This window comes from Pedobacter heparinus DSM 2366 (assembly GCF_000023825.1).
GTDB lineage: Bacteria > Bacteroidota > Bacteroidia > Sphingobacteriales > Sphingobacteriaceae > Pedobacter > Pedobacter heparinus.
In genome coordinates, this window is record NC_013061.1 from 4,782,666 (window position 1) to 4,805,913 (window position 23,248).

General features: G+C 43.3%; 11 protein-coding genes. All 11 read right to left on the minus strand.

The features are described 5' to 3' along the window. Position 1 precedes the first annotated feature (1 nt). Positions 2 to 2,791 (minus strand): polysaccharide lyase family 8 super-sandwich domain-containing protein, encoded by a 2,790-nt coding sequence (locus PHEP_RS19810; RefSeq protein ID WP_015809771.1) that lies wholly within the window; start codon positions 2,789 to 2,791, stop codon positions 2 to 4. A gap of 16 nt (positions 2,792 to 2,807) precedes the next feature. Next, positions 2,808 to 6,074, minus strand: a complete 3,267-nt coding sequence (locus PHEP_RS19815) for a glycosyl hydrolase (protein WP_015809772.1) — start codon at positions 6,072 to 6,074, stop codon at positions 2,808 to 2,810. Between the two features lie 155 nt (positions 6,075 to 6,229). After that, positions 6,230 to 8,431 (minus strand): alpha-L-rhamnosidase-related protein, encoded by a 2,202-nt coding sequence (locus PHEP_RS19820; RefSeq protein ID WP_015809773.1) that lies wholly within the window; start codon positions 8,429 to 8,431, stop codon positions 6,230 to 6,232. Further along, the gene (locus tag PHEP_RS19825; protein WP_015809774.1) at positions 8,428 to 9,297 is read right to left on the minus strand and encodes an alpha/beta hydrolase; all 870 of its coding nucleotides are present in this window, start codon (positions 9,295 to 9,297) and stop codon (positions 8,428 to 8,430) included. Before PHEP_RS19825 ends, PHEP_RS19820 begins: the two co-directional genes overlap by 4 nt. After that, the gene (locus PHEP_RS19830) at positions 9,290 to 11,680 is read right to left on the minus strand and encodes an alpha-L-rhamnosidase-related protein (RefSeq protein ID WP_015809775.1); all 2,391 of its coding nucleotides are present in this window, start codon (positions 11,678 to 11,680) and stop codon (positions 9,290 to 9,292) included. Before PHEP_RS19830 ends, PHEP_RS19825 begins: the two co-directional genes overlap by 8 nt. A gap of 27 nt (positions 11,681 to 11,707) precedes the next feature. Then, the gene (locus PHEP_RS19835) at positions 11,708 to 13,315 is read right to left on the minus strand and encodes a glycoside hydrolase family 28 protein (protein WP_162141675.1); all 1,608 of its coding nucleotides are present in this window, start codon (positions 13,313 to 13,315) and stop codon (positions 11,708 to 11,710) included. A gap of 31 nt (positions 13,316 to 13,346) precedes the next feature. After that, complete coding sequence (locus tag PHEP_RS19840) at positions 13,347 to 14,453, minus strand: glycoside hydrolase family 88/105 protein (RefSeq protein ID WP_015809777.1); 1,107 nt, start codon at positions 14,451 to 14,453, stop codon at positions 13,347 to 13,349. 55 nt (positions 14,454 to 14,508) lie between these two features. Beyond that, on the minus strand, positions 14,509 to 16,665 hold the full coding sequence (locus PHEP_RS19845) for a polysaccharide lyase family 8 super-sandwich domain-containing protein (RefSeq protein WP_015809778.1): 2,157 nt from the start codon (positions 16,663 to 16,665) through the stop codon (positions 14,509 to 14,511). 15 nt (positions 16,666 to 16,680) lie between these two features. Beyond that, positions 16,681 to 18,333, minus strand: coding sequence for a RagB/SusD family nutrient uptake outer membrane protein (locus PHEP_RS19850; protein ID WP_081436880.1), 1,653 nt, complete (start codon positions 18,331 to 18,333; stop codon positions 16,681 to 16,683). Between the two features lie 42 nt (positions 18,334 to 18,375). Next, positions 18,376 to 21,303, minus strand: a complete 2,928-nt coding sequence (locus PHEP_RS19855) for a SusC/RagA family TonB-linked outer membrane protein (protein ID WP_162141676.1) — start codon at positions 21,301 to 21,303, stop codon at positions 18,376 to 18,378. Between the two features lie 315 nt (positions 21,304 to 21,618). After that, positions 21,619 to 23,235, minus strand: coding sequence for an alpha-L-rhamnosidase-related protein (locus PHEP_RS19860; protein WP_202901282.1), 1,617 nt, complete (start codon positions 23,233 to 23,235; stop codon positions 21,619 to 21,621). Between the last annotated feature and the right edge of the window lie 13 nt (positions 23,236 to 23,248).

Here is a 23,248-nt window from a genome sequence, read left to right on the forward strand (position 1 = left end):
CTTACTCTTTGATGAACTGCTTCCGGATAACTTTGCCCTTATCGTAAATTCTCAGAAAATAATTGGGGCCATTTTGCAGCTCGCTTACCTCTACCGAATTCCCGGTCACCGTTTTATACTTACGGCCCCACAGGTCATAAACCTCAATTTTCGCGTCTTTAGAAACACCCTTAACTGTAAGTGTTGAAGTAGCAGGATTTGGATAAAGCATGATTTCATTGTTCTGCTGATCGGATTTAGCCATAAGCGATCCATCGTTAACAATGTTATAAAAACCTGTATTCGTTTTCCCTTTTTCATCTCCGGAATACATAGACAGGTTGATGGCAGTTTCTCCGCCCGCATAAGATGTGCCGGCACCGGTTAAGTGCAGGTTAAGCGTAATGGTGATGTTGGAGCCGGTATACTCCGGATCTGAAACCGATATCCGGTAATTTGTTGAATATTTCTTGACCTGCACTATCGCCTTTTTATCCGATTTGATCACCAGTCCATCTGGCATGGTTACCTGACCAGCACCATAGAAAACTGCAGCGTATTGCTTATTGGTGCCATTGTGGTAAATGGCCTGTACGGTAGAAGTGTTACTTGCAAGTTCGAATCCGTGATTGGCATAAAGTGTCGTCATGTCACCAGCAGACTTATTGGGTGCCACGATATAATAATAGGTACGGTTGGTTGGCGTAGGGCTGTGTCTTACGTAAAGGTTGAACATTTGGTTGGTAACACTGCCGGTGCCCCCGCCCAGACTTGCCCAGGTACCCGTTTGAGATTTATTTGTAAGCGAAAAGTACCCACCATTAGGAAACAGATATCCTACCTGTCCATGGTTCACCCAGTTTAGTTTATTGGTTGTGAGCGAATCGCCCGAGAAGGTATAGGTAGAACCATCGTCCCGAATGGTAATGGCCCCGTCCAACTTGGTCTGATTGACAGTTGTTACTATTTCGTTCGATTTTGATGCGGTAATGCTATTGCCAACACACACCATCATGTTCTCCAGCAAGAAATAGGCTTTATTTGCGGTAACCCCCCTTTTGTTGTCCTGCTGAAAGGCGATGATCCCTACTTCGTTGACCGAAAGACCACCCCCATAGACATTGGAGGCAGTCACATAACCATCTACCGTTCCAAAGGTGGTTGATGCGGCTGCCTCATTCATTTCGGACGTAGTACCAGGAATACGCGACCAATTCCAACTCGGAAAAATGTTATCATATTCGTTGCCGGTAACCAGGATATTAGTTGCACCGAAAGGCAAATTCCAGCCTTTTAAATTTGTCCCCTTAATGGCCTCTGCACCTGTATTACGTGAAGAAGTAATCTTTGCGGACATATAGAAATTCGCTCCCCGACTGACCACCATATTGGATAGCCAAAAATGTTTCGCCCTTGAAAATGGGAATGCAGCTCCAGCCAGATGCGCCTTCCAGCTCTGATAAGACGCATTGTTTACGGGATCATTTACAGCTTGTGTATCCAATAAACCTGCAGAGATCTTATTTAAAAGACTATTGGCACCACTAACCGACCTCCCAATAATTCCAAAGTCCAGCGTGTTGCGGTAGCTGAGATTGCGAAGGCCACCTAATATCACTCCCCTAAGGTTGTTTTTATAAGTTGTCGTATAAATTGAATTGAAACTGGTTCCCGCAGCGATATTGAGATACTTCACCTCATCATCTACGAATATCATTCCATAGCTGCCTGTTTGGATTTGGGTTCGATGCTGGTGGAAACTGCTATCTATCCGGATGCCCTCGGCTATGCTCATATTGGCAATATTTAACCCATTAACCATACTCTGGTAACCTTTCGTAACCGTTTTATAACTGTCCATCACCAATCCCTTTCGTATCATCGTTGTAGAAACCCAAGATCGGTTGGCACCTCTGTGATCAGGATTATCGGTTTGGTCAACTACAGTTGCCGCATAAGTCATAAGAGAATCGTTTGGTATCGCTCCTCTCATCAGCAGCAAAGCCGACACCACATTATTCGGCGAACGTATTTCATTATCATGCCAGTTAGATGACACGTAATTAGCATTGATAAAGTGTCTCATGGCCAACATAAATTTGGCAGGTACATCAGGATGATTATACAAAACATTGGACGGATTGCGATAAGCCTGTGCCAGGCGATTTAGCCAAAGTGTATGTCGCGGCCAATTGTCACCAGTATAATTTACACCAGGCCATTGTCCATTAGGCAACATCGTTGTAAGGAAAAAGGTAAGATCCTGCTTTTCCTGCTTCGAGTATTGGCTGATTAGCCTGCCGGCAACAGTATCCATATCTGCCTGTTGGCTACTGGTCGGATCCCCATCCCCATAAACCTTAAAATCTGAAATCCGATACCCGGCCGTATTTGCCCTGCCGCGTCCGTTAAACCTGATATACCTATACCAACCATAGGTTCCGTTTATAGTGAGCAGGGAAAGGCTGTTAGTGGGTGGAATTGTTTTTAGTGTATTCCAGGTTATTCCATTTGTTGAACCCTGGATATCAAAAGTTACGGCATATCGTCCGTCGGCAAATTGAATAACAACATGGTCTATATCCCGAATACTCCCGAGGTCTACCGTAAGTGTCTGGATATAACCATTAGAAGTTGATGACCAGTAAGTGGCCGTATTGTTATCCACGGCGTTAGCAGCGAAGTAGGAACCTTCTGTTGTAGATGCCGATGCCGGTTTATTCAGCGACAGCAATGTTTGCGCAGCCGCGCCAAAAGCAATGCCAAAAATCGGGAGCATGGCAAGGAGCAGAGATCGTAAATTTAGTTTCATACATGATTTGGTTAGGTTAATATTTAGTCACGCTTATAAACACCGGGCCTTTTAATCCTGATGGTTCGAGCATACTTTTCGGGTGATAAGGGTTGTCATTTGTCCAGGTATTCCGTTCTTCCGGCGGCAACATGCTATCGCCGATCAGACGGTTTACCCAGGTGTTCGCCACACTTATTTCAATGGTGTTCAGTCCCGGTTTTATGGCTTTGGTGATCTCTACCCTCCATGGTGCTGTCCATGCACCTCCTACATCAACACCGTTTACTTTTACTTTGGCTATAACCTTTACTTCTCCCAAATTCAGGTAAACGTGCTGAGCGGCAGTGGCTTTCTTTAATTCAACAGAATTGCGATAAACAGCCGTACCGGAATAATATCTAATCTCGTTATTGGTATGCTGCGTCCAATCGAGCAGCTCATTAAATATTACCGGCTGTACAGGACCGCGCATCTTACGGTCAAAGGTTACTTTCCAGGGTTTTTCAATTGTTGCCCATGTAAGCTCCTCCGGATTATTTAGTGTTCCAGTATGCTGTACTTTGCGAGCGGTTTTTTTAAAGATAATAAATGTACTCTGCAGCTTGTCCAGCTTTAAAGGGATAGTAGTTATCCCATTTTTATGTTCGTATTGGGGCAGGGCACGTGTTGTGCCATCAACCGGGTCCCAAAGCTCCGGCTGCTTATTGCCCACCCTGAATTCGGAAAGCACACTGACCGGCTTGTTTTTCTGGTTACTTACATAATAGATCTCGGCCTCGGGTGTTGTCCGATGGATAAAAAGTATAGAATCGGTATGGTTTGTTTTGTAGTCAGGAACGATATTAAGCCTGTTCAATGCAGTGGAAAGATCCGTACCATAAAGTACCTGCCCCTTACCATATTTGCGTGAGGTTATGGTTGTTCCGTTAATGTTGCCCCAAAGTTCTTTTGCCATAGCAGACACGTGCTGATCGGCCAAAGGATAATGTTCCAGACTTGGCGAACGCTTAGGGGCAGGGCCCATAACCGCAGCACCCTGACTTACCAGGTTACGGATTTTTTCAAGTAATTCCGGCCGTATTGTTTCCAGTGCAGGCAATACCAATAAACCATAGTTCATCCCGTCAGGCAAGAACAGGCGGCCGTTTTTAACAGAGAGCCGGTTTATGATCACTTCAGCATTGATGTAATCAAAAGAATATCCGGATGGTAATGCAGGTTCGGTTATCCCGGTCATTTTAGGTGCATCTTCTCCAATAAAATAAGCTACATCTGCCACGTACTTTCCTTGCTGGAGCATAAAATTGCATCGTTTTAAATAGGCTGTAAACAGGTCCAGATAATTGAACCAGGTATTGTGCCTGTTAAATTCGGTACTAAAGTTGGCGTTAACACCGGGCATCCTTTCATCTGGCTGCTGAATGAATACATGGAGCAGCGTATTGTTGATCCCTTCAGTAAAAAACCGGTCGCCCCGCTGTTTAATGTAAGCCGGATAGCGGATATACGGTTTGCCACCTGCGGTAAAAGACTCTGCCGATACTTTTGTTTTCCCGTATATATGTGCTGCAGAAGAGGCCGCCCTGTTTTCGATATTCCCCAATTCCCCGGCAGCCCAGAATTCGCCCGCAACTTCGTCCGACTGGCCTCCATATTGTAAAAATTCGCCCGGGAAGCCCCAGTGACCGTAATTTTCTAGCCATGTGCGGAGGCCGTTCTGATGGCTGATTTCGCGCAGTCCGCCCACATAATCATAGGCCACCTTGTCTGCAATGAACCTTCTTAAATCCCATAAAAAACGATCGGACATGTCCGGGTTACCCACCACCTTTCCCTGTAAGGCAGGTAAGTAAGGCAGGGGATCATAGCCATACCTGGCCTTAAATTTTTCGATCAATCCGTCCGTCCAGTTCTGTCCCCCCGTTTCGTAGCTATCCTGGACCACCACCTTCCAGGTCTTTCTGTCAGCGGCTGGTATGCGCCTCAAAATTTCTCCAAGAAAGGAGTCAAAATGAGACCTGAGGTGTTCCTTGCTCATTTTATCAACTTCCAGGCCCGTACCTTCTCTGGAAGCAGGACTGTTGTTTACCCCGGTCGGTGTCATCCCCATTCTCATAATAACCCAGTCTCCGGCAGGAGCATCCCAGTTAAAGTTCCCATCTGGCGACATAAACCGGGATACATCCAGGACATTTTTCGGCTCGATCAACAAATTTTTATCCCCAACTACGAGCTGCTGAGGCCATTGGTATTCATTCCAATAAGGAAGGGGTGTTTGGACCATTTTGGCAAAAGTCTTTTCTACATACCGCTCAACCCTGGGCACAGAAGAAAGGATAAATTCCCTGATCCCATATTTAGGGAAAGACTGGCCGGCCAACATGCTTTTTTTCAAAACTAAGCGGAAGTGCTTTGAAGTACTTGCCGGAAAAGAAATCACTATGGCTGCATAGGGATCGAAACCAACATTTAAGGCATTTCTCCTGCGGTCAATTTCAAAGGATCTTATTGTACGATAACCGCCTGCTTCCCTGATCTGAAGCTCGGCAGAAGCGGTCATCTGGTAAGCGGCCGGATAAATTGTCAGGCTTCGGGCCGTATACTCCCTCTCTGTCTGGAAGTCTATGTTCACCTGATTGGCATCTGTTATAGTAATTGCCGTTGAGGTATCGCGGTCTATCAGATTTTGTAGCTGCGGCAATTCGGGCTTAGAGGTCAGAACCGGACGAAGGTCTGTAAGCGTACTGCCATAAGCTTCAGGTGCCCTGAAAGCAACAACCCTGACATCCTGAAATTGAGGCTTGGGTTTTTCCAGCAAGACATTCACCCTGCCCCCGCCCTTAATAAGGGTTTCAGAGGAGGTCAGATACCTCATGGACTGCTCTGGCCTGATCCATGGCCCGCCAGACTGGCTCCAGCCTGGACTGTTAAAAATGCCGATCTCTATTCCGAGTTCGCCGGCCGTTTTTAAAGCAAGGTGGAGGATGTCCCACCATTGTTTAGAAAATAGTTTTACCTTCCCGTATGGGGTAGAATTGTATCCGATATTCCCGATAAAAGCTCTGTTGATGCCCGCAGTTTTCATCGCTTTAAGATCCCTGACCACCCCTTCTTTTGAGATGTTGTCCGACATCCAGTACCAGTATACACTGGTTTGAATCGTATCGGGTGTTACCTTGAAGCCTTTTTCCAGCGCAGACATGCCCTCATTTTGCTGACGGTGTTTTCCAGCCTGACCAAAGGTATGGATTGTACAGGCCGCCAATAAAGTCAGGCAAAAAAATGATTTAATTAGCTTCACAATAATTTGGTTAATTGAAATCAACGCTCAGTTTAAACAAATGTAATGGAGGAAAACAGTTATTGCTAATACGATCCAAGCAAAATATAGTACGATTATTACATTTTATTTTTTACCCAAGCTACTGGTTATGAGCAATATGACATGATCAAAAATTATTTTTTATAAACGATATGCAATGTATGCTTGCCTGAGCCTAAGTAGTCTACCAGAACTGTTTGATTTTCCCTGCTTGTTTTAACCGGACTACCATCTAACAAAACTTCGTATCTGCTTTCATTTTTAAGCGGGAGGCTTACCTGGGCCGAAGTATTCCCCGGTATTTCAACATCCATAGTGAAACTATCTTTCCTTTGTACATAGGCTACCTTGATCTTTCCCTTAACAGTAGGAACGGTGATACGCGCATGCTCCAGCGATCCTATTTGAGGTTTTATAGAGAACCTTGTCCAACCGGGCGTTATGGGTTCGATACCCATTAGTTTACGCGAAATGATATTTGCAGGCGCAGCACCCCATGCATGGTTCCAATCCTGATTGGGCTTATATTTATTGTCCCAGGCTTCCAGTGTAATGGTACTGCCTACTTTAATCATATTGAACCAGCTCCGGTCGGTTTTTGAAGTAAGCAGCGACAAACCATAGTCGCCATCGCAGGCATCATAAACCCCGTCCAATAAAAACTGGCTTCCATAAACACTACAGGCCATGCCTTTTGACCTGATGAAAGCCATAACGCTGTTCTTATGCTGATCGTTTACCAAGCCCAGGGCTAAAGCAAAGGCGTTGGCATGCAATGAAGCATGATCGGTACCAATACCGTCAACAAAAATATTCCTGGCCGGGTCAAAAAACATTTTTTGGAATGCGGCTTTAACATTGGCTGCACTTTTCCGGTACATATGGGCATCGGAAGTTTTACCCAGCTGCTTTGCGATCTGTTCCATGAGCACAAGCGCCCGATAATGAAACGCGTTGACCACCGCATTGTACTTTGTAAATACAAAACCATCTGTTTCGGTATTTCTTGGCCAATCGACGATGTCTTTTAAGGTTGCATCCTTCAGATGTATCGAAGCTTTAACATCGTCATTCAATAGTCCGTTTAACGTACTGATCAGTCCTGTTGAATCGGTTAATGAAAGGAGGGTTTTGGCCTGGAGGTCTTTGTAATAATGAGCTACAGAGCGGATATCCCCGGTATACAGGTAATCATTCCAGGCGATTAAAACAGATTGAAGGTTCCATTCCGTTGGCCAGGTAGGGTGTGTAATGAGGTATTCGTGTGAATTACGTGCTATTGTAAACTCTTTGTCTACCGCATAATGGCTGAGCTGGTTGATGTAAGCATCTGCTTCATAGGGGATACGTTCCCTGTCGCCATCTACATACATCCCTGTAAAAGACGTTGCCTTTATCGAATACTTACATAAATCCCATATGGCATTCAAAGTGGAATCAGAACTATGGAAGGATGAGCCTTCGTCATCGAATTTATAGTGGACAAACAATCTGGTTAATAACTCTTTTTGTATTTGCTGCTTATAACCTTCGATTTCACAATATCTATATGGGGTTACCTCGCCAACGTAAGCAGGCATTTTAATGGCGGCAGGCCTGGTATTGATGTTATCTTTATAAATACTGAGTTTGTAGGTGTGTGTACCTTTTTGCAAAACCAGAACATATTGTGCATAACGGATTTTTCCAGGGGGCTTCCGGTCAATGTTGCCATCCTTATCCAAAATTTCGCCCAAACGTACAAATACGGTATCACCTCCAAATGTTGAAGACAGCTGAAGTTTGAGCTGTGCAAAAGCATCCTTGCCGAAATCGGCCTGGTAAATTTTGCCGATTGCCTTTAATGAAACCGGCTGCTGTTCGGTAATTTGTAAGGGATAAGAGGGATTTTTATAAGCGGACAGCGTATCGCCCGTTAGAAATGATACGGCCCTGGAGTAGGGGCTCGCCGCCTTCTGGCTATCCCATATCTTAACTTTCCAATAATAGCGTGTATTTGGTTTCAGTGTGGTATTTTTTAACAAAACTCCAGCAGATAGGGAGCTCATTATTTTTCCGGAATCCCAAACCTTGCCCACATCCCGGTTTAGTTCTTCCAGATCATCAGACACCAATAGCTGATAAGCTATCTGGACCAACCCTTTCTTTTCTGCAGACAATTCCCAGCTAAAGGCAGGTGTTTTGTTAAATATAAGTACCGGCCGAACATCAACTGTTGCAGACACCAGGTCACACATCAGTCCCACTGGTGACCCGACCGGAGTGTTTTGAGCCCTTCCGGGAACCATATAGAGGATGGATAACAGAAAAGCCGATATTATTGATTTCTTTTTCATTTCTTATAACGTTCTTTTTTGATCCATTGGATACAATCGTCTATCCACTGTACTTGTGCTTGGGTATTATTTACACCATATCCATGACGCCCTTTTTCGTACAGAAACAACTCTACCGGAATGCGATACTGCCGCAGTGCGGCGGAAAAATAAAGACTATTTCTTACGTCTACAATTTTATCATCCATTCCGGAACTAAGGTAGCTGGGCGGTGTTTGCATGGTTACCTGCAATTCATTGGAATATGCCTTGATTTCTTCTGCGGTAATCTCAGGCCCCAGCAGGTTCATCCGGGAAATTTTATGGGTCAATGAATCTGCAAAACTTATTACCGGATAGACCAGCACCATAAAGTCGGGCCGCAATGAAGTGCCTTTCGGGTTATAGAGTTCCGATTCAGCAAAGCGGGTACCCACAGTTGACACCAGATGCCCCCCTGCAGAAAAGCCCATTATCCCCAAACGGGAAGGATCGATCTTATACTGGCCCGCATGTTCCCTCAGGTATTGGATGGCCCGTTGCGCATCTGTTAAAGGCACAATTTCCTTACGTTCCATTTTTTCTGCTTTTGGCAGCCGGTAGTCCAAAAGAAATGCAGTAATGCCTGCTTCCATCAGTTTGTTACAGGCAGGGATGCCTTCAACCCTGTTGGCCCGGCCTCCATAGGATCCTCCGGAACAAACAATAACCGCTGTACCTTTCGCCAGGTTTCGGGCAGGTTGGAAAACGGTCAGTTTTGGCATTTCTCCCCCTTCTTTGGCAAAAGGAACCTGCCCATCGGGATACAGCGGTATCACTTCCTGGGCCCTGAGTCCGATTGCCAGCAGACAAAACAATGTGGCGGTTAAATAATGTAGCTTATTCATATTTAAATGTGATTTCCTGCTTTCCTCCTGTTAAAATTACTTTTTGATCCTTGGAAATAAAGATACCATTTAAATTTGCTGGCAATTCAATATGGGCTGAATATGAGCCTTCTTTTATTTTTTTGTAACTTACTTTAATAGGTCCAAGGGGATGGGGCAGCTCTCCGGAAACTGCTTTCAGATTGCCCAGATTCGGGCTTATCCTGACGGTAGCAAAGCCAGGTGTTCCAGGCTCTATTCCACATACTGTTGCCAGGAAATCGTAACATGGGCTGGCACTCCAGGCATGGCAATCAGAGCGTACATTAGGCGCAAGTGTTTCAGGGAAGGTACTGAACCCTAAGTCGAGCATTTGCTTCCAGGGACGGAGTGAAGATAAATATAAGGAACCCAATCCTGCCTTTTTCATCGCCTTCGTATAATAAAATCTATAATAAAGCGACGTGGCAGTTAAAGTGCTATCGTTCATGATTCTTTCCATGGTAGCCTCCTGGTCTTTAAAGGGTATGCAGTCTGTAATTATCGACCAGATATTGGCATGCTGACTAAAGGCTTTCCTTTCGGGTGAATCGGCCAGCAATCTGTTGTTTATATCGTAACAGCGCGCATAGACCGCCCTTTTAATTTTTTGGCCCAGGTTATGGTAGTAATCAGCCTTTTGCTGTTGTTTTGCATGTGCAAAAATTTCTGCAGCCTGCTCTAAAGCATACACATACTGCAGGGATAAAATTGATGAATTGCCCTCCAGGCCACCAGATGGGATACCCTTTGGGCTGAACGACCAGTCTACAAAGTTCCAATATCCGGTTTTACCAAGCATCCCTGAATTGTTATCCAGCCTATACTCAAACCATTTCAGAATGGCTTCCATTGGAATGAGGTATTTTTCAATAAATTTCTCATCATCGCGATACCAATAAAAATCATGAAGCATTGCTATCCAGAACAAAGAAAAGGGTGGGATAAATTTACCACCCCCGGCAGGATAGGCATCCATAGTCAATCCATCAGGAATTTGTGACTGATGGAATTGTTCAATAGCGTTTCTCATTAGCCTGTCGTCTCCCGAAACATATAATGAAATCAGGGCTTGTATCCTTGTGTCGCCCACGTATTGCAACTGCTCATAATAAGGGCAGTCCATATACGTTTCGTTAGCACATAATCGGGCGGTGCGCCAGCTAACATCCCATATTTCGTGCAGAGTACTATCGTTTGACGTAAAAAATGCATGCTCTTTAAATGGATAGGCAGTGAATACCGATTGCATTTTGTCGATCACCATCGGTTCACTGCCAGTTGTGATGTCAAATTGTATGTATCGAAAAGTACGTGTCCATAGAGGTCTAAATGTATGGGCTGTTCCGCCATCGGGCAGAAATACATCGTAATACCCTTTAATGGTTTTGTTTTTTATCTCATTTCTGTTTCCTTTCAAGTTCTCGCTATTGAATAACGATTCTGCATAAGTGATCTTCACTTTTCCATTACTTCCTTTACTAAATGTTATTTCAGGATACGCTGTGGTGAGTGTTTTTCTATCAAAAAGAATTGTTGCTTTGGTATTTGCGGGAATGGTGATTGATCCATTTTTATTAAATGAGTTTAAAATTGCCGAAGTGTCTGTTCCTAAAATGCGAACAATGCCAGTAATGGGTTCAATTTTTTCCTCCATCATCGGAATGCTGCGGGGTATCAGCGAACGCTTTTCAGTATAGTATCTTGGTTTAGTTTCAGAAACAGGGCTTAGCCAACTCTTGTCATCATAATTAATATTTTGCCATCCAAAAGGGTAATTTTTAAACACCACACTGTCACAGCTGCCAACAATATATGAAGCCAATCTTGAGGGAGGAAACGGCTCAGGAAAGTAGCCCTTATTTTGAATAATACGCCAGCTATTATTTGTATTGACCATTTGCTCGGCATTGCTGTTCCCCTGTAAAATGAACCCTGTTTGATAAGTTAACTGGGCCGCCGGAGCTCCGGACCCCATATTCCACAGCTGTACCGCAAGCACGTTTTTACCCGTTTTCAAATATGGCGCGATATCTATAGTCTCATAGTTCCAGTTCCTTAAGTCGCCCCGGGCAGGGCCAAAGCATACTGGAGTACCGTTAGCGAATAAACGGTAACGCTGGTCACCCGAGACATGCACAACAAACTGTTTAGGCCTGGAAGTCAGTTCAAATACTTTTCGCATATGAAACACACCATAACTTTTTAAATTTACATCCGGACAGCTTATCCAGTCGGCATCAAAAGAGCCCCTGGGGTAAACAATGGTCCCGGATTTTACTTGTGCTGTTATAAAGGGGCTGCAGGAAAGAAACAACATCAAAAAAGAAGTGATGCGTTTAGCGATACAGGAAAAATTTGTCATAAGCGTATGGATAAATATTACCGTTTTTTATAAAGACGTTAGCCATCCTTTATATTTTTTAAACCCGGCAATGGCAATTTCAGGTTCAGCTGTGCCATCTAGTTGTATCAATGGTTGGTTTTCAGATTTAAAAACAGGATTGATGACTTTTATATTCTTACTGTTTTTTAAACCAATAGCAGCGGTGTTTCCTTCAGGCACCGGTAAATTTACATTGCTTATGTTAACTCCCAATACGTCATCCAAAATTATAGATGAACGATAATCGGGTTTTCTGACACTTAATTTGATGTGATTTAAAGATAGGTTTTTTACATGCCGTATAAAAAATCCGCTTGCAGGATAGGCCAGTCCGTACATCCTGTTTTCTGGATATGCACCCGGGTTCTCTATCAATGGGGTAATGGCTTCCTGTTGGGTTCCTGCTCCCATAATGTTAAATGCAATGTTGTCTAGTGTTATATTTTCTATGTAATGGCCTGGAAATGCTGTTATAGAACTGGCCATTTTGCTATGACTTGTCGCCTTGATATTTTTAAGCTGAATATTACTTATTTTTCCTACAGCTTGTTGTGCTGTATTGCCTGCAGAGGTATTGTAGAAATTCTTATCGCCCATTGGCTTATTACCTCTATTACCCAATACAATAAATAGGGGTGTTTGTACGTCTTTCATCGTGATATTAAAAATGCTGATGCTGTCAATTATACCTCCGTCTACAGCTTCAAGTGCAATGCCTGAAATTACCGTTATGGGTTGGTCTATAAATTTTAATGTCTTTTGCCAATGTCTGATGGGGTCAGCAGAGGCTTTCTGTATATTGCAATTTGATATGCTGACATTTTTTAATCCGGCCATAGATTTGGTGCCAAATTTAATGGCATTGCAGTTACTGGATATCTTACAGTTTCGGACCACCACATCTTCTACAATTCGTTTCGGATCATGACTTTTAAAACAAATACCATCATCATCAACATCTAAGGTACAGCCTTCTACCAGTACGTGTTTGGCGTCAATATCCATTCCATCCTGATTATAGTTTGACTGGTTATAAATCTTTAAACCTTTTAGCTCAAGAAATTCACAGCCCAGATAGTTTTGTAGCCAGTATGCTGAGTTCTCTAAAGTCAAATCATTCAGCTTAATGTGCTTGCTGTCAATAATTAGCAACATGCAGGGTCTTGAACGGCTTATAGACGTATCGTCATTTCCAAGATTAAATTCGGGACTGTCGCCACTGCCGTTAATAGTTCCCTTACCAGTAAACGAGATGTTACTCACATTTTCCGCAAAAATAAATGCTTTATTAGCATAAAGTTTTCCGTCTTCAAAATGTGTAAAGGCATTTTTGTAGGTCACTTTGTTGTCAGGATAATCTTTAAAAGAAGCGCTGCCTTTAAGTATCGCCCCTTCCTCAATATGTAGTTCTACATTGCTTTTCATGTATAAAGTACCTGACAGGTAAACACCTTTCGGAATTACAACCCGTCCGCCCTTTTTGCTACATTCATCTATTGCCTTTTGAATAGCGGCGGTGTTTAAGGTCTTCCCGTCCCGGACGGCTCCAAAGTCAAGTATATTAAAGTTTTTCTCAGTCCTGCAACTATAAATGAATCCAAGAAATATTATCATTAACAGTTTAAATCTATTTTTCATCCCGTTATTATCTGTATAGTTTATACAATTCAGATCCGGCAAGCAAAAAAGCACCCACACCGTAAACATCAGTGCTTTCATAGCCTGCTTTTACCGGTTTATCTCCTATGGGCTGTACATAGCCCAGCTTTCCATCAAGATGGACAGCAGAAAGCAAAGCTTCCCATGCTTTTTCTACCACTGGAAGGTACTTCTTCTTAGGCAGTAAACCCATGTTTATGCCCCATGCAAGTCCATAACAAAAAAATGCGGTACCACTGGATTCTTTAAGACTAAATGTAAGGGGGTCGTACAAAGAGGCATGCCAGCTGCCATCTGGCTGCTGTATAGTTGCTATTTTTTTTGCCATCTCTTTAAATTGCTGCTCATATTTTTTCCTGTTTTCAAAATCAACGGGCATATTGTCCATCATCCTGGCCAGGCCTGCCAGTACCCAACCATTGCCCCTCGACCAAAAAACTTTTTTACCATTGGCCTCCCTTCGTTCAAAAAATCTTGCATCGCGGTAATACAGGCTTTCTTTCCTGTCGTATAAATATCCCGAAGTTTTCCACCACAGCGTATCTGCTTTTTTAAGGTATCTCGGGTCTCCTGTTGCTTTGGAGAGCATGGCCATTCCAGGAGGGCCCATGAAGAGGGCGTCACACCAGGCCCATTCCCGGTGGTTAATTCCCGGCACGACCATTAAAGGTTCGTTAAATTGTTTATTTACAATGGTATCGGCAAGCGCCATCCATTTGGCAATCATTTTAGGCGCCCGATGTTCCATATACATTGCTGTATACATCTGGGCAATGGCATAATCGTCGGCAAAGAGCCTGACTTTTCCAGTGTTCCACTTCAACTCTTCTCCAATATTGTACAAAAACCGATCGTAGGCCGGCCGATTGTCGATTTGTTTCAAGGCGACAAAACCTGTATACATCGCAGCATTTTCCCATTCTGTTTTAGGAAGTTTGATGATCCTGCCCTCTTCCCATTCTTTCATTTGCCAATTGGCTACCTTACTCATCATCTTTAATACGGAATCACTGTTGGCCGGTATGTTCACCTTGGCCGCGGCAGCCACACATAAAAGGCAAGCGATCATCACTCCCGATACTTTTTTAACCATTGTCTTCTATTTACTAACTAATTTACACGGGCTGCATTTAAAACCAATTGTCAATTTATTTTTTATAAAATCTGTTTACGGCACTACCCTGATCGTCACCCTGTGGAAATATAAAGTTGAGTCTTGTTGTACCATTTTCCTGAGAGGGGGTAGCTGCATCTTTTAATAAGCTGAAGGATAAGTTCGCTTCTTTTTGCTGATGGGTAGGATCTGCAAGCGACAACTGATAACCATCCTCTTTCTCTTCCATCATGAATACTGCTTTTGAATCTGAAGAAACCTGCAGATTTTTTCCGAGATCAACTGCTCCCGGTTTGTAAAATACAACAAAATAGCTATGTCCATATTTTACGGCCTGTATATTCTTGTCATTTTTAAGGATTATAAAGCCATTTGCATGAACATGACTTTTAAAGCTTTCTAAAGAATGCTCCGGGCGCACGATATAACAGTAACTGTCTTCGGATGGAGCTGTGCCATGGTTAAGCCACAGACTAAAAACCGGTTTGCTGATGAGCTCCTCACTTCCACTTTGATTGATGGATTTCCAGGAGCCAGTCTGCACAGCGTTCTTCAGGGTAAGGTTTCCTCCGGCAGGAAAGATATAGCCCACACCGGCATGGTAAACCCAATGAAGTTCCACGCCTTTAGAGGTGCTCAGGCTATCTGTAAAGCGGGTTCCTTCTACATTGCCTTTTCCACCAGTAACCACCTCGCCATCCTGATAACATTGATTAACTGAGGTGACCACCTGCTGTGTTCTGATTGCATTGATACCTGCACCCAGGCAAAGCATAGAGCCATCCACAAGAAAATAAGCCTTTTTTGCCTGTACGCCATTATAGCTGTGCTCATAAGCAATTACGCCTGCTTCGCCATTGCTGATCCCTCCTGCAAATTCATTTGTTCCAAATAAATACCAGGGCAGTACTGTAGCCGATTGGTTCATCACTGCAGTAGTGCCGGGAACACGTGTCCAGTCCCATATGGGAAAGATATTTTTATATTCTCCTCCTGTCTTCATGATATTGGTTGCCCCCAATGGAAGGTTATATCCTTTCAGGTTCTCAGCGTTTAACATTTCCGTTCCGTTGGTACGGGTAGAGATTACTTTTGCCGACAGATAGTAGTCTTCTCCATGGTAGGTCATGATGTCTGACTTCCAGAAATACCTGCTCCCCAGAAAAGGTTTGGGGAAAGCCGCTCCTTGTATATGGGATTTCCAATCCCGGAATGCCGACTTCCGCTGGCTGTCGATGACCATCATCTGATCTAATGTTACCAGACTGATGGGACTTATTGAATTTGGACGGGCGATATTTCTGCCAATAGTTCCAAAGTCGACCGCCCCACGATAACTGAAAAGCTGGTGTCCGTACAAGAGCAGGTCTGAAAATATTCTTTTTTTCTCGGCAGAGAAGGTAGCATGAAAAGAGGTATTTGCAGAAAGGGCCATTAACTTTGCTGTACTTTCTGCAAAGCCCATCCCATATCCACCTGAATACAATTGTGGCCGGTGCTGGTGAAAACTATTGTCGGTTTTTATGCCCTCTATGCCTTGTTCGTTTGCGATTACCAGGGTAGCAGCTACACTTTGGAAGCCTTTGCCGACTAATAAATAGTCGTTTTCCAGGCATCCTTTGGCAATGGTAATGGCCGACACCCATATCCTGTTCATACCCCTGTGGGCAGGATTGTCTGTAAGGTCCTTTAGATAAGAAGCATAACGGATAAGGTCTGCATTTGCAATCTGGCCCTTCATCAAGATCAAGCCTGCCATATAATCCTGCTGGGCACCTATATCATTGTACCACCAGTTTTTTGATGTTGGCTTTTTATCCAGATAGTAATTATACCCGAGCAGGATTTTTTGTCTTAGTTCTTTGTTGCGATAAAAACCACTGCCTTGCCTGGCATACGCATTGGCCATGAGCATCAGCTTTTTAAGGTGAAGCCCGGCAGGGAAATCATTTGAAACGGTAACATAATCAATACCAGGCCAGCTGCCATCCTGTTTTAAAGATGAAACTACCGTTTCAACTTTATGGTAATCAACCCCTTCAGCCAGATAATCTTCAGCAAGGCGTTCTGTGATGGTTTTAATATCTTTTGCCCATACCTGAGGGCTGCTTTTATGCTGACCAAAAACCGATGCAACACCTGTAAGCACCAATTGTATAAGTAAGATAATTATAAAAAGTCTCCTTGCCATTTTTTAGGTTGAATGCTAATTGTCGTATCCTGGGTTTTGAGGAAAAGCACTTGCCCCACCAATAACCCTGTCTATCTGGGTTTGTGGAACAGGCCTCAACACATGATAGGATTTAATATTAGGTGCAGCAAGTGTATTGTATAGTTTCACGCGTTCCAATAATTTGCCTGTTCTTACCAGATCAAACCACCTCATATACTCCCCGTTAAGCTCCCTGGCCCTTTCATTCAAAATGAAATCTATGTTAAGGTCCGAAGCACTTACCTCCATGGCCTGCCTGTTAGCGGTTGTTACAGCAGGATCGGAAGAAACAATGGCAGCTCTTTTTCTCAGTTCATTCACATAGAACACCGCATCTCCAGCCTTGCCGTCCATCAGTAATGCTTCAGCAGCAATAAGATAAGTTTCACCTAATCTAAATATAAGCACATCTTTTACACCATTTATATTGTTAACATCGGCCCTTAATCCGTCTATGTGTTTTGAAGATTGGGGAAACAGGGTATTGTGTTGCTGACTGGGTGAGATGATCGTATATTTTGCGGCATTCCTTTGTGCCTGGGTAGGTTCGTAATCTGTCATCACCACAGCAGTATCACCCAATGCCATAGCTACAGTTTTACCACTGATGGTATAACTTCCTGGCTTGTTACAATACCATACCGTTTTAAACGACTTGCTAAAACGGGAGTCATATTGTTTGTTGTACAGTCCCAACATAAAATTGGTTGGCCTGAAATGATTGTAGGGCCGCCCGTTAGCTACATCGCGTACCATGCCCGGCTGGGAAGTATAATCTGTGGTAAAAAAGAGATGTGTCTGATTTCCAAGATTTCCAGCTGTACCACCGGTGAGCTGGTTCACATCATATTGACAGGCGAATATAACCTCGTTGTTCCTTCCTCCGGGCCCTTGTGCAAATATTGCTGCAAAATCGGGTAATAAAGAATATTTGCCAGATGCAATTACCTCTTTTGCCAGAGTTGCCGCTTTGGCATAATCTGTAGCTTCTTTAACTGCTGTACCGGCCCGGGTTAAATACACTTTAGCTAAAGCATGCTTGGCAGCAAGTGAAGTTGCCCGGCCATAGTCAGGGGTAGTTTCTGGTAAATTGGCCACAGCAAAAATCAGGTCATCAACAATTGCTTTGTAAACTTCAGCAATCGGTGTCCTGGTGGCCACACTCGAAGCACTTGTAGTTGGTGTTAAAGGCAGTGGAATCGCCCCATAGGTTTGAACGAGGAGAAAGAAATAATGAGCCCGCAAAAATTTGAGTTCACCGATTCTGGTGTTTTTTAATTGCTCAGTCATATTCACTTTTTCTGCCGCAGCCAAAACTGCATTACAGGTATTGATGGCCGTATAGGTTTGGTTCCAGCCATCTCTGACCACTAAATAAGATGAGTTCAGACCAGAAGTATAACCATTCATTGTGGCATCGGCAGCTCCATTGGTATATTCATCCCCATACATCGTTAACCAGGCTGACCCTTGCTTGCCATACCAGTTTCGCAGATAGCTGTAGCTGGCCTTTACCCCGTCTTCCACGCCGCTGGGTGTGGTATAATAAAGATTGGAGATTTGATTTCTAACATCTTCATCTAATAATTTCTGGCAGGAGGAAAAGAGCATTATACTGCCAATTATGGATACATATATATTTTTCATCTGTTTATAATTATTCATTATATTTTATTGAATTTTTTCAAATTAGAATTTAACATTTAATCCCAGTTGATAATTCACTGTTGCCGGATTGTCCAATATCTCAGGATCTATACCTGCATAATTTCTTACATAAGAAGAGAAAACAAAAGGGTTGGTGATGTTAAAATAAAATCTTAACGATTTTGCCCGGATTTTTGAAGCGACACGCTCTGGCACAAGATAGCCAAAATTGATATTCCTAATTCGTACAAACGAACCATCAAAATACTTTAAGGAGCTTCCAAAGAGGAGCGAATTCACATTTTGATCGGCAATGGGCTGCGGATAAGCATTAGTTGGGTTTGTAGGCGTCCAATAGTCAACTGCAAGCTGGTTATACCTGCCTCCAAAAGCAATGGTATTGTTAGGAACGGTATAAAGGGGACTGGTTACTGTCTTGTTCTGAACCCCAACTACAAATACTGACAGATCAAATCCTTTAAATGAAAAGTTATTGTTAAAACCAAATGTAAACGTCGGATCAGGGGAACCAAGGATTACCCTGTCATCAGGTGTGATTTTCCCATCTCCATTTTGATCTTTTACCCTGATTTGTCCTACTTTGGATCCTTGCTGAGCAGCTAGTGTCTCTTCCCCCTTCTGCCAGATGCCTATCTTTTCGTAGTCATAATACACATTCAGCTGTTTTCCTATGAAGCGCGCACTGCCGACATCATCTACTTTACCTAAAGACAGTTCAAGGATCTTTCCTTTATTGTAACCTGCTGTAATGTCTGTGCTCCATTGAAACCCGCTGTCAGACATGATGTTTTGGGTAGACAAAGAAAAATCAAGTCCCCTGTTCTGTGTTGATCCTATATTTGTGGTTACAGATTGAAAACCTGTAGATCCTGGCAGTGCAAAAGGAAGCAATAAGTCAGTGGTTTTGGTCTGGTATACCTCTATAGTTCCGCTAATTCGTTGATTTAGAAATCCGAAATCTATACCTATATTGGCCGTAGCAGAGGTTTCCCATTTAAGGTCTTTGTTGGCTATGCCATTGGGCGCATAACCAAAAGCTGCTTTCCCATCAAATTCGTAAGCTGTTTTACCTAAAAGTGCTAAAGTTTGATAAGAGTTGATCCCCTGGTTTCCGGTCAGCCCATAGCTCAGTCTCAGCTTAAGGTTACTCAGGTACGAGACATTCTTCAAAAAACTTTCCTCTGAAATGTTATAGGCAACTGCTGCCGATGGGAAAAAGCTCCATTTGTTGCCTGGTGCAAATCTTGAAGATCCATCAGCCCTTCCCGTGAGCGTTACCAGAAAGCGATTGTCAAAGCCATAGTTGATCCTTCCCATATAAGACAGGATATTCCATCTGGAGTAACCACTGCCTACGCCTCCAATAATACCTGCAGAACCCAGATTAAAATAGGTTACAGTCTCCACCGGCAAATCGCTTACACTGATATTGGTACTTTCATTTCTTCGTTCCTGAATGCTGTATAAAGCCGTTAAATTAAGCTTATGTTTTTTGTTAAATACTTTATCATAGGTCAATTGGTTGTCCAGGGTATAGGAGAACCAATAATTTTCAGAGGTACTGGCCGTTGGTAATATCCCCACGGGGATGTTTGTGGAGTTAAAATTGCCCACTCTTGCTGTACGGATATCCGGGCCAAAATTAATCCTGTATTTAAGCCCTGGTAATAACTCTGCCTCAGCAAACAGGCTGGCCAGAATCCTGGTGTCTTTTTCTATATTGATAAACTTATCCTTCTCTTTAGAGGCCAGTGGATTAAACATTGTGGGATCGTTAATGGGATAGGGTATAAATTTACCGTCACTATCATAGGGCACGCCCAAAGGTGAACTGATCAAAGAGTTAAGATATGGGTTATAACCCGCTCCATTATTTACAGCATATGAAGTCAAAATCGACAAGCCTGTTTTTATGCGCTTACCCAGGTTTTGGTCCAGATTAACCCGTGCGGTATAGCGGCTATAATTCTGACCAACAAAATAACCCTCATCATTAAAATAACCCAGTGACAGGTTGTATTTTGTATTTTCTGTTCCCCCAAGCATCCCTAGTTCGTGGTTTTGGGTATGGCCTTTTTTAATCAGTAAATCCTGCCAATTGGTATAGCGCCCTAAGGCTATGGATTCCCGTTCTATCGGATCTTTAAATATTAATGTCTCATCTGTTCTCCCGATAGCTGCTGCGGCATCTCTCATGTACTTTACAAAACCCTCTCCTTCAAATACATCTGCCTTTCGCACCACGTCTGTAATGCCATAATAGGCATTGTACCTCACACTGGTTTCTCCCGCCTTGCCTCTGGCAGTGGTTACCAGAATTACCCCATTGGCCCCTCTTGAACCATAGATAGCTGTTGCAGATGCATCTTTTAGCACCTCCATCGACACAATATCGCTCGGGTTGATGTCGCTGATACCATCATTTAAAGGCATACCATCTACCACGAACAAGGGAGCATTACCAGCACTGAAAGATCTGTTACCGCGAATGGTAATGTTTGGAGTGGTACCTGGCTTGTTGGCACCCGTGGTTACATAGGCCCCCGGAACCCTGCCCTCTACCAATTGCGCAGCATTGGTTACTGGAACTTCTCTCAATGTTTTTTCCTTAATAGAGGAGATGGATCCTGTAATATCCCTTCTGCTCTGGGTACCATATCCGACCACCACTATCCCGTCCAGACTGCTGTCGTCTTCCTCGAGCGTAACATTAATTACATGACGCCCCTTTACAGCTATTTCCTGGGTTTTCATTCCAATAAAAGAAAAAACAATAATGGTATTTTCATCAGGAACATTTATGGAAAAGTCTCCTTCACTGTTGCTTAATGTACCTCCCTTAACGCCTTTTATAGTTATGCTTACACCAACCAAAGGCATCCCTTTTTCATCAATAATTCTCCCGGAAACAGAGGTGTTTTGAGCATAGCCCATAGTGTAGCAAAGCATGAAGAATATCAGTAAACTTCGCTTACACCTATTCTCCAAAAAACTGTGTAATTTTTTTTTCATATCGTTATACTTGGTTATATAATAATCCATAAAGCCAGAAAAGATTGGCAAATCTGAGCTCGAGTTTTGCGCAGACCTTTTCTCTAAGATGTTATGGGATCATCCAAACTTAGGTAAGCTTTTAGCTAATTTGTAATACATTTTTAACGTTTTTAAGTACAAAAACATCAGTTAGCGCTATTAATTGCAATTTATAGTATCCTGATTTCATCATGGTGCAAAAGCCTATTCCTCAAAAACTGCTGAACAATATTATTTTTGGAATATCTCGGGATATTTTCTAATGAAATATACCGGTGTACAACTCCAGGCATGGCAATAACTATTGATTGGAAAGAAACCATACGGAGATAGGTAATCGTCGGAAGGATCATAAACTTCCCAAAACGTATCAGCACCCTTTTTAACCATTCCCCCCCAATAATCTAAAATTAAGTCTTTTGCCTCCCTGCCCATCCCCGATTTTATCATCGCCTCAACAACATAATGATAAAGGTAGGCTGCGCCCGGTTTTACCACATCTTTTATAGCAGCCAACGCCTCAAATGCGCTTTGGCCCTCCTTTTTAGAAGCTACCCCACTGATGACCATCCAGGCCTGGGAAGCATAAGAAATTTGCTTTTTAGGCCCACTTTCGAATAGCCCCCTTTGTTTGTTAAATAAGTTTTTCCTGGCGGCGGCAGTCATTCTGGCAATGAGAGCTGGCAAATGGCTAACCTCGCGCTCCTTTCCTAAACGTCTTGCCAGCTCGTATGTCTGTGCCAGGGAGTATATAACGATCCCCTGAATGGAGGCCTGGCGATCTAGCGCCTTGTTCCAATCCACAAACAGCCACCAGTTGTCTTTCATTGCCTGCCGATCATCGAACATCCCATCGCGCCTTAAATGGATTAGCGGACTCTCGGCCTGTTTCTTCACTACAGGCCACAAGTCTAAAGCCGTACCCCGGTCACCGCTAGCATCAAGATAGTCCTTAACCGCAACATTATATAACAATGCATAATCGAAAAGGAAGGAAATTCCTGCCTGTGGATGTGGTTCCGGATTTTCAAATACGCTTGGATACAGATAACCATCGTTCCTGCTTAAACCGGCAAGCAGATACAAACAACGTTTGGTTAGATCATGCTTTTTGAAAGATTGGTTATTAGCCAGTGCCTCCAGATAAAGATCTCCGATCCATAGTCGCCTGTCCCTCTTTGGGCCATCCTCATACACTGTTTGCATACATTCTTTAAGTGTTGCAAGCCCAACGCTATCAATTTGGGCAATCATTGAATTGGTACCTGCAGCAAGCGAAACAGGCTGTATGTTGACAGAGGTGGTTGACTTCAGCTCCATGTCGGCAATTGCAAAATCAAAAAACGCTGAGCTCCCAAGCAAATCAATTTTAAGATACCTAAACGCAACACGGCGTGGAAGCGTTACTCTGGCAGGAACGTCCATAACAGTTATGATTTCATCCTGCAACCAGGCGCGGCTTAAACCTCCCTTATACTGCTCAAACGGAGTAACAAGCTCAGAAGGTACTTCGCCGAAAGTGAACCTGAAACGCAGCGGCGCGTCTGGGGTTCCATGTATAGCTTTTATGGTGATGGTAAAATATCCTGTGAGATGTGTTTTAAAATCAACAACAATCCCTGATTGCTTTTTGAAAGATGAGCTATACAATTCGGATACAGGCTGGTTTCCTTCGCTCCTCCAACCCTGGAAAGAACGTTCATCCTTCACTATCTTAACTATCGAAACCGGCTTTTTAACCTGCTCAAAAAGTTTTGGTTTGCTTGCCTCCGCATTTTTTAGCCAGTCTTTACGCTGCAGCATAAAAACGTCTTTTGCAAGCTCTTGTCCTGCTAAGAATTGGCCCATGCCCAATAAAATC

Excerpts from the sequence above, each read along its gene's own strand:
- PHEP_RS19820 (WP_015809773.1), bottom strand. The coding sequence starts at position 8,431 with ATGAAAAAGAAATCAATAATATCGGCTTTTCTGTTATCCATCCTCTAT.
- PHEP_RS19850 (WP_081436880.1), bottom strand. The coding sequence starts at position 18,333 with ATGAAAAATATATATGTATCCATAATTGGCAGTATAATGCTCTTTTCC.
- PHEP_RS19840 (WP_015809777.1), bottom strand. The coding sequence starts at position 14,453 with ATGGTTAAAAAAGTATCGGGAGTGATGATCGCTTGCCTTTTATGTGTG.
- PHEP_RS19810 (WP_015809771.1), bottom strand. The coding sequence starts at position 2,791 with ATGAAACTAAATTTACGATCTCTGCTCCTTGCCATGCTCCCGATTTTT.
- PHEP_RS19830 (WP_015809775.1), bottom strand. The coding sequence starts at position 11,680 with ATGACAAATTTTTCCTGTATCGCTAAACGCATCACTTCTTTTTTGATG.
- PHEP_RS19825 (WP_015809774.1), bottom strand. The coding sequence starts at position 9,297 with ATGAATAAGCTACATTATTTAACCGCCACATTGTTTTGTCTGCTGGCA.
- PHEP_RS19855 (WP_162141676.1), bottom strand. The coding sequence starts at position 21,303 with ATGCTTTGCTACACTATGGGCTATGCTCAAAACACCTCTGTTTCCGGG.
- PHEP_RS19845 (WP_015809778.1), bottom strand. The coding sequence starts at position 16,665 with ATGGCAAGGAGACTTTTTATAATTATCTTACTTATACAATTGGTGCTT.
- PHEP_RS19835 (WP_162141675.1), bottom strand. The coding sequence starts at position 13,315 with ATGATAATATTTCTTGGATTCATTTATAGTTGCAGGACTGAGAAAAAC.
- PHEP_RS19860 (WP_202901282.1), bottom strand. The coding sequence starts at position 23,235 with ATGGGCCAATTCTTAGCAGGACAAGAGCTTGCAAAAGACGTTTTTATG.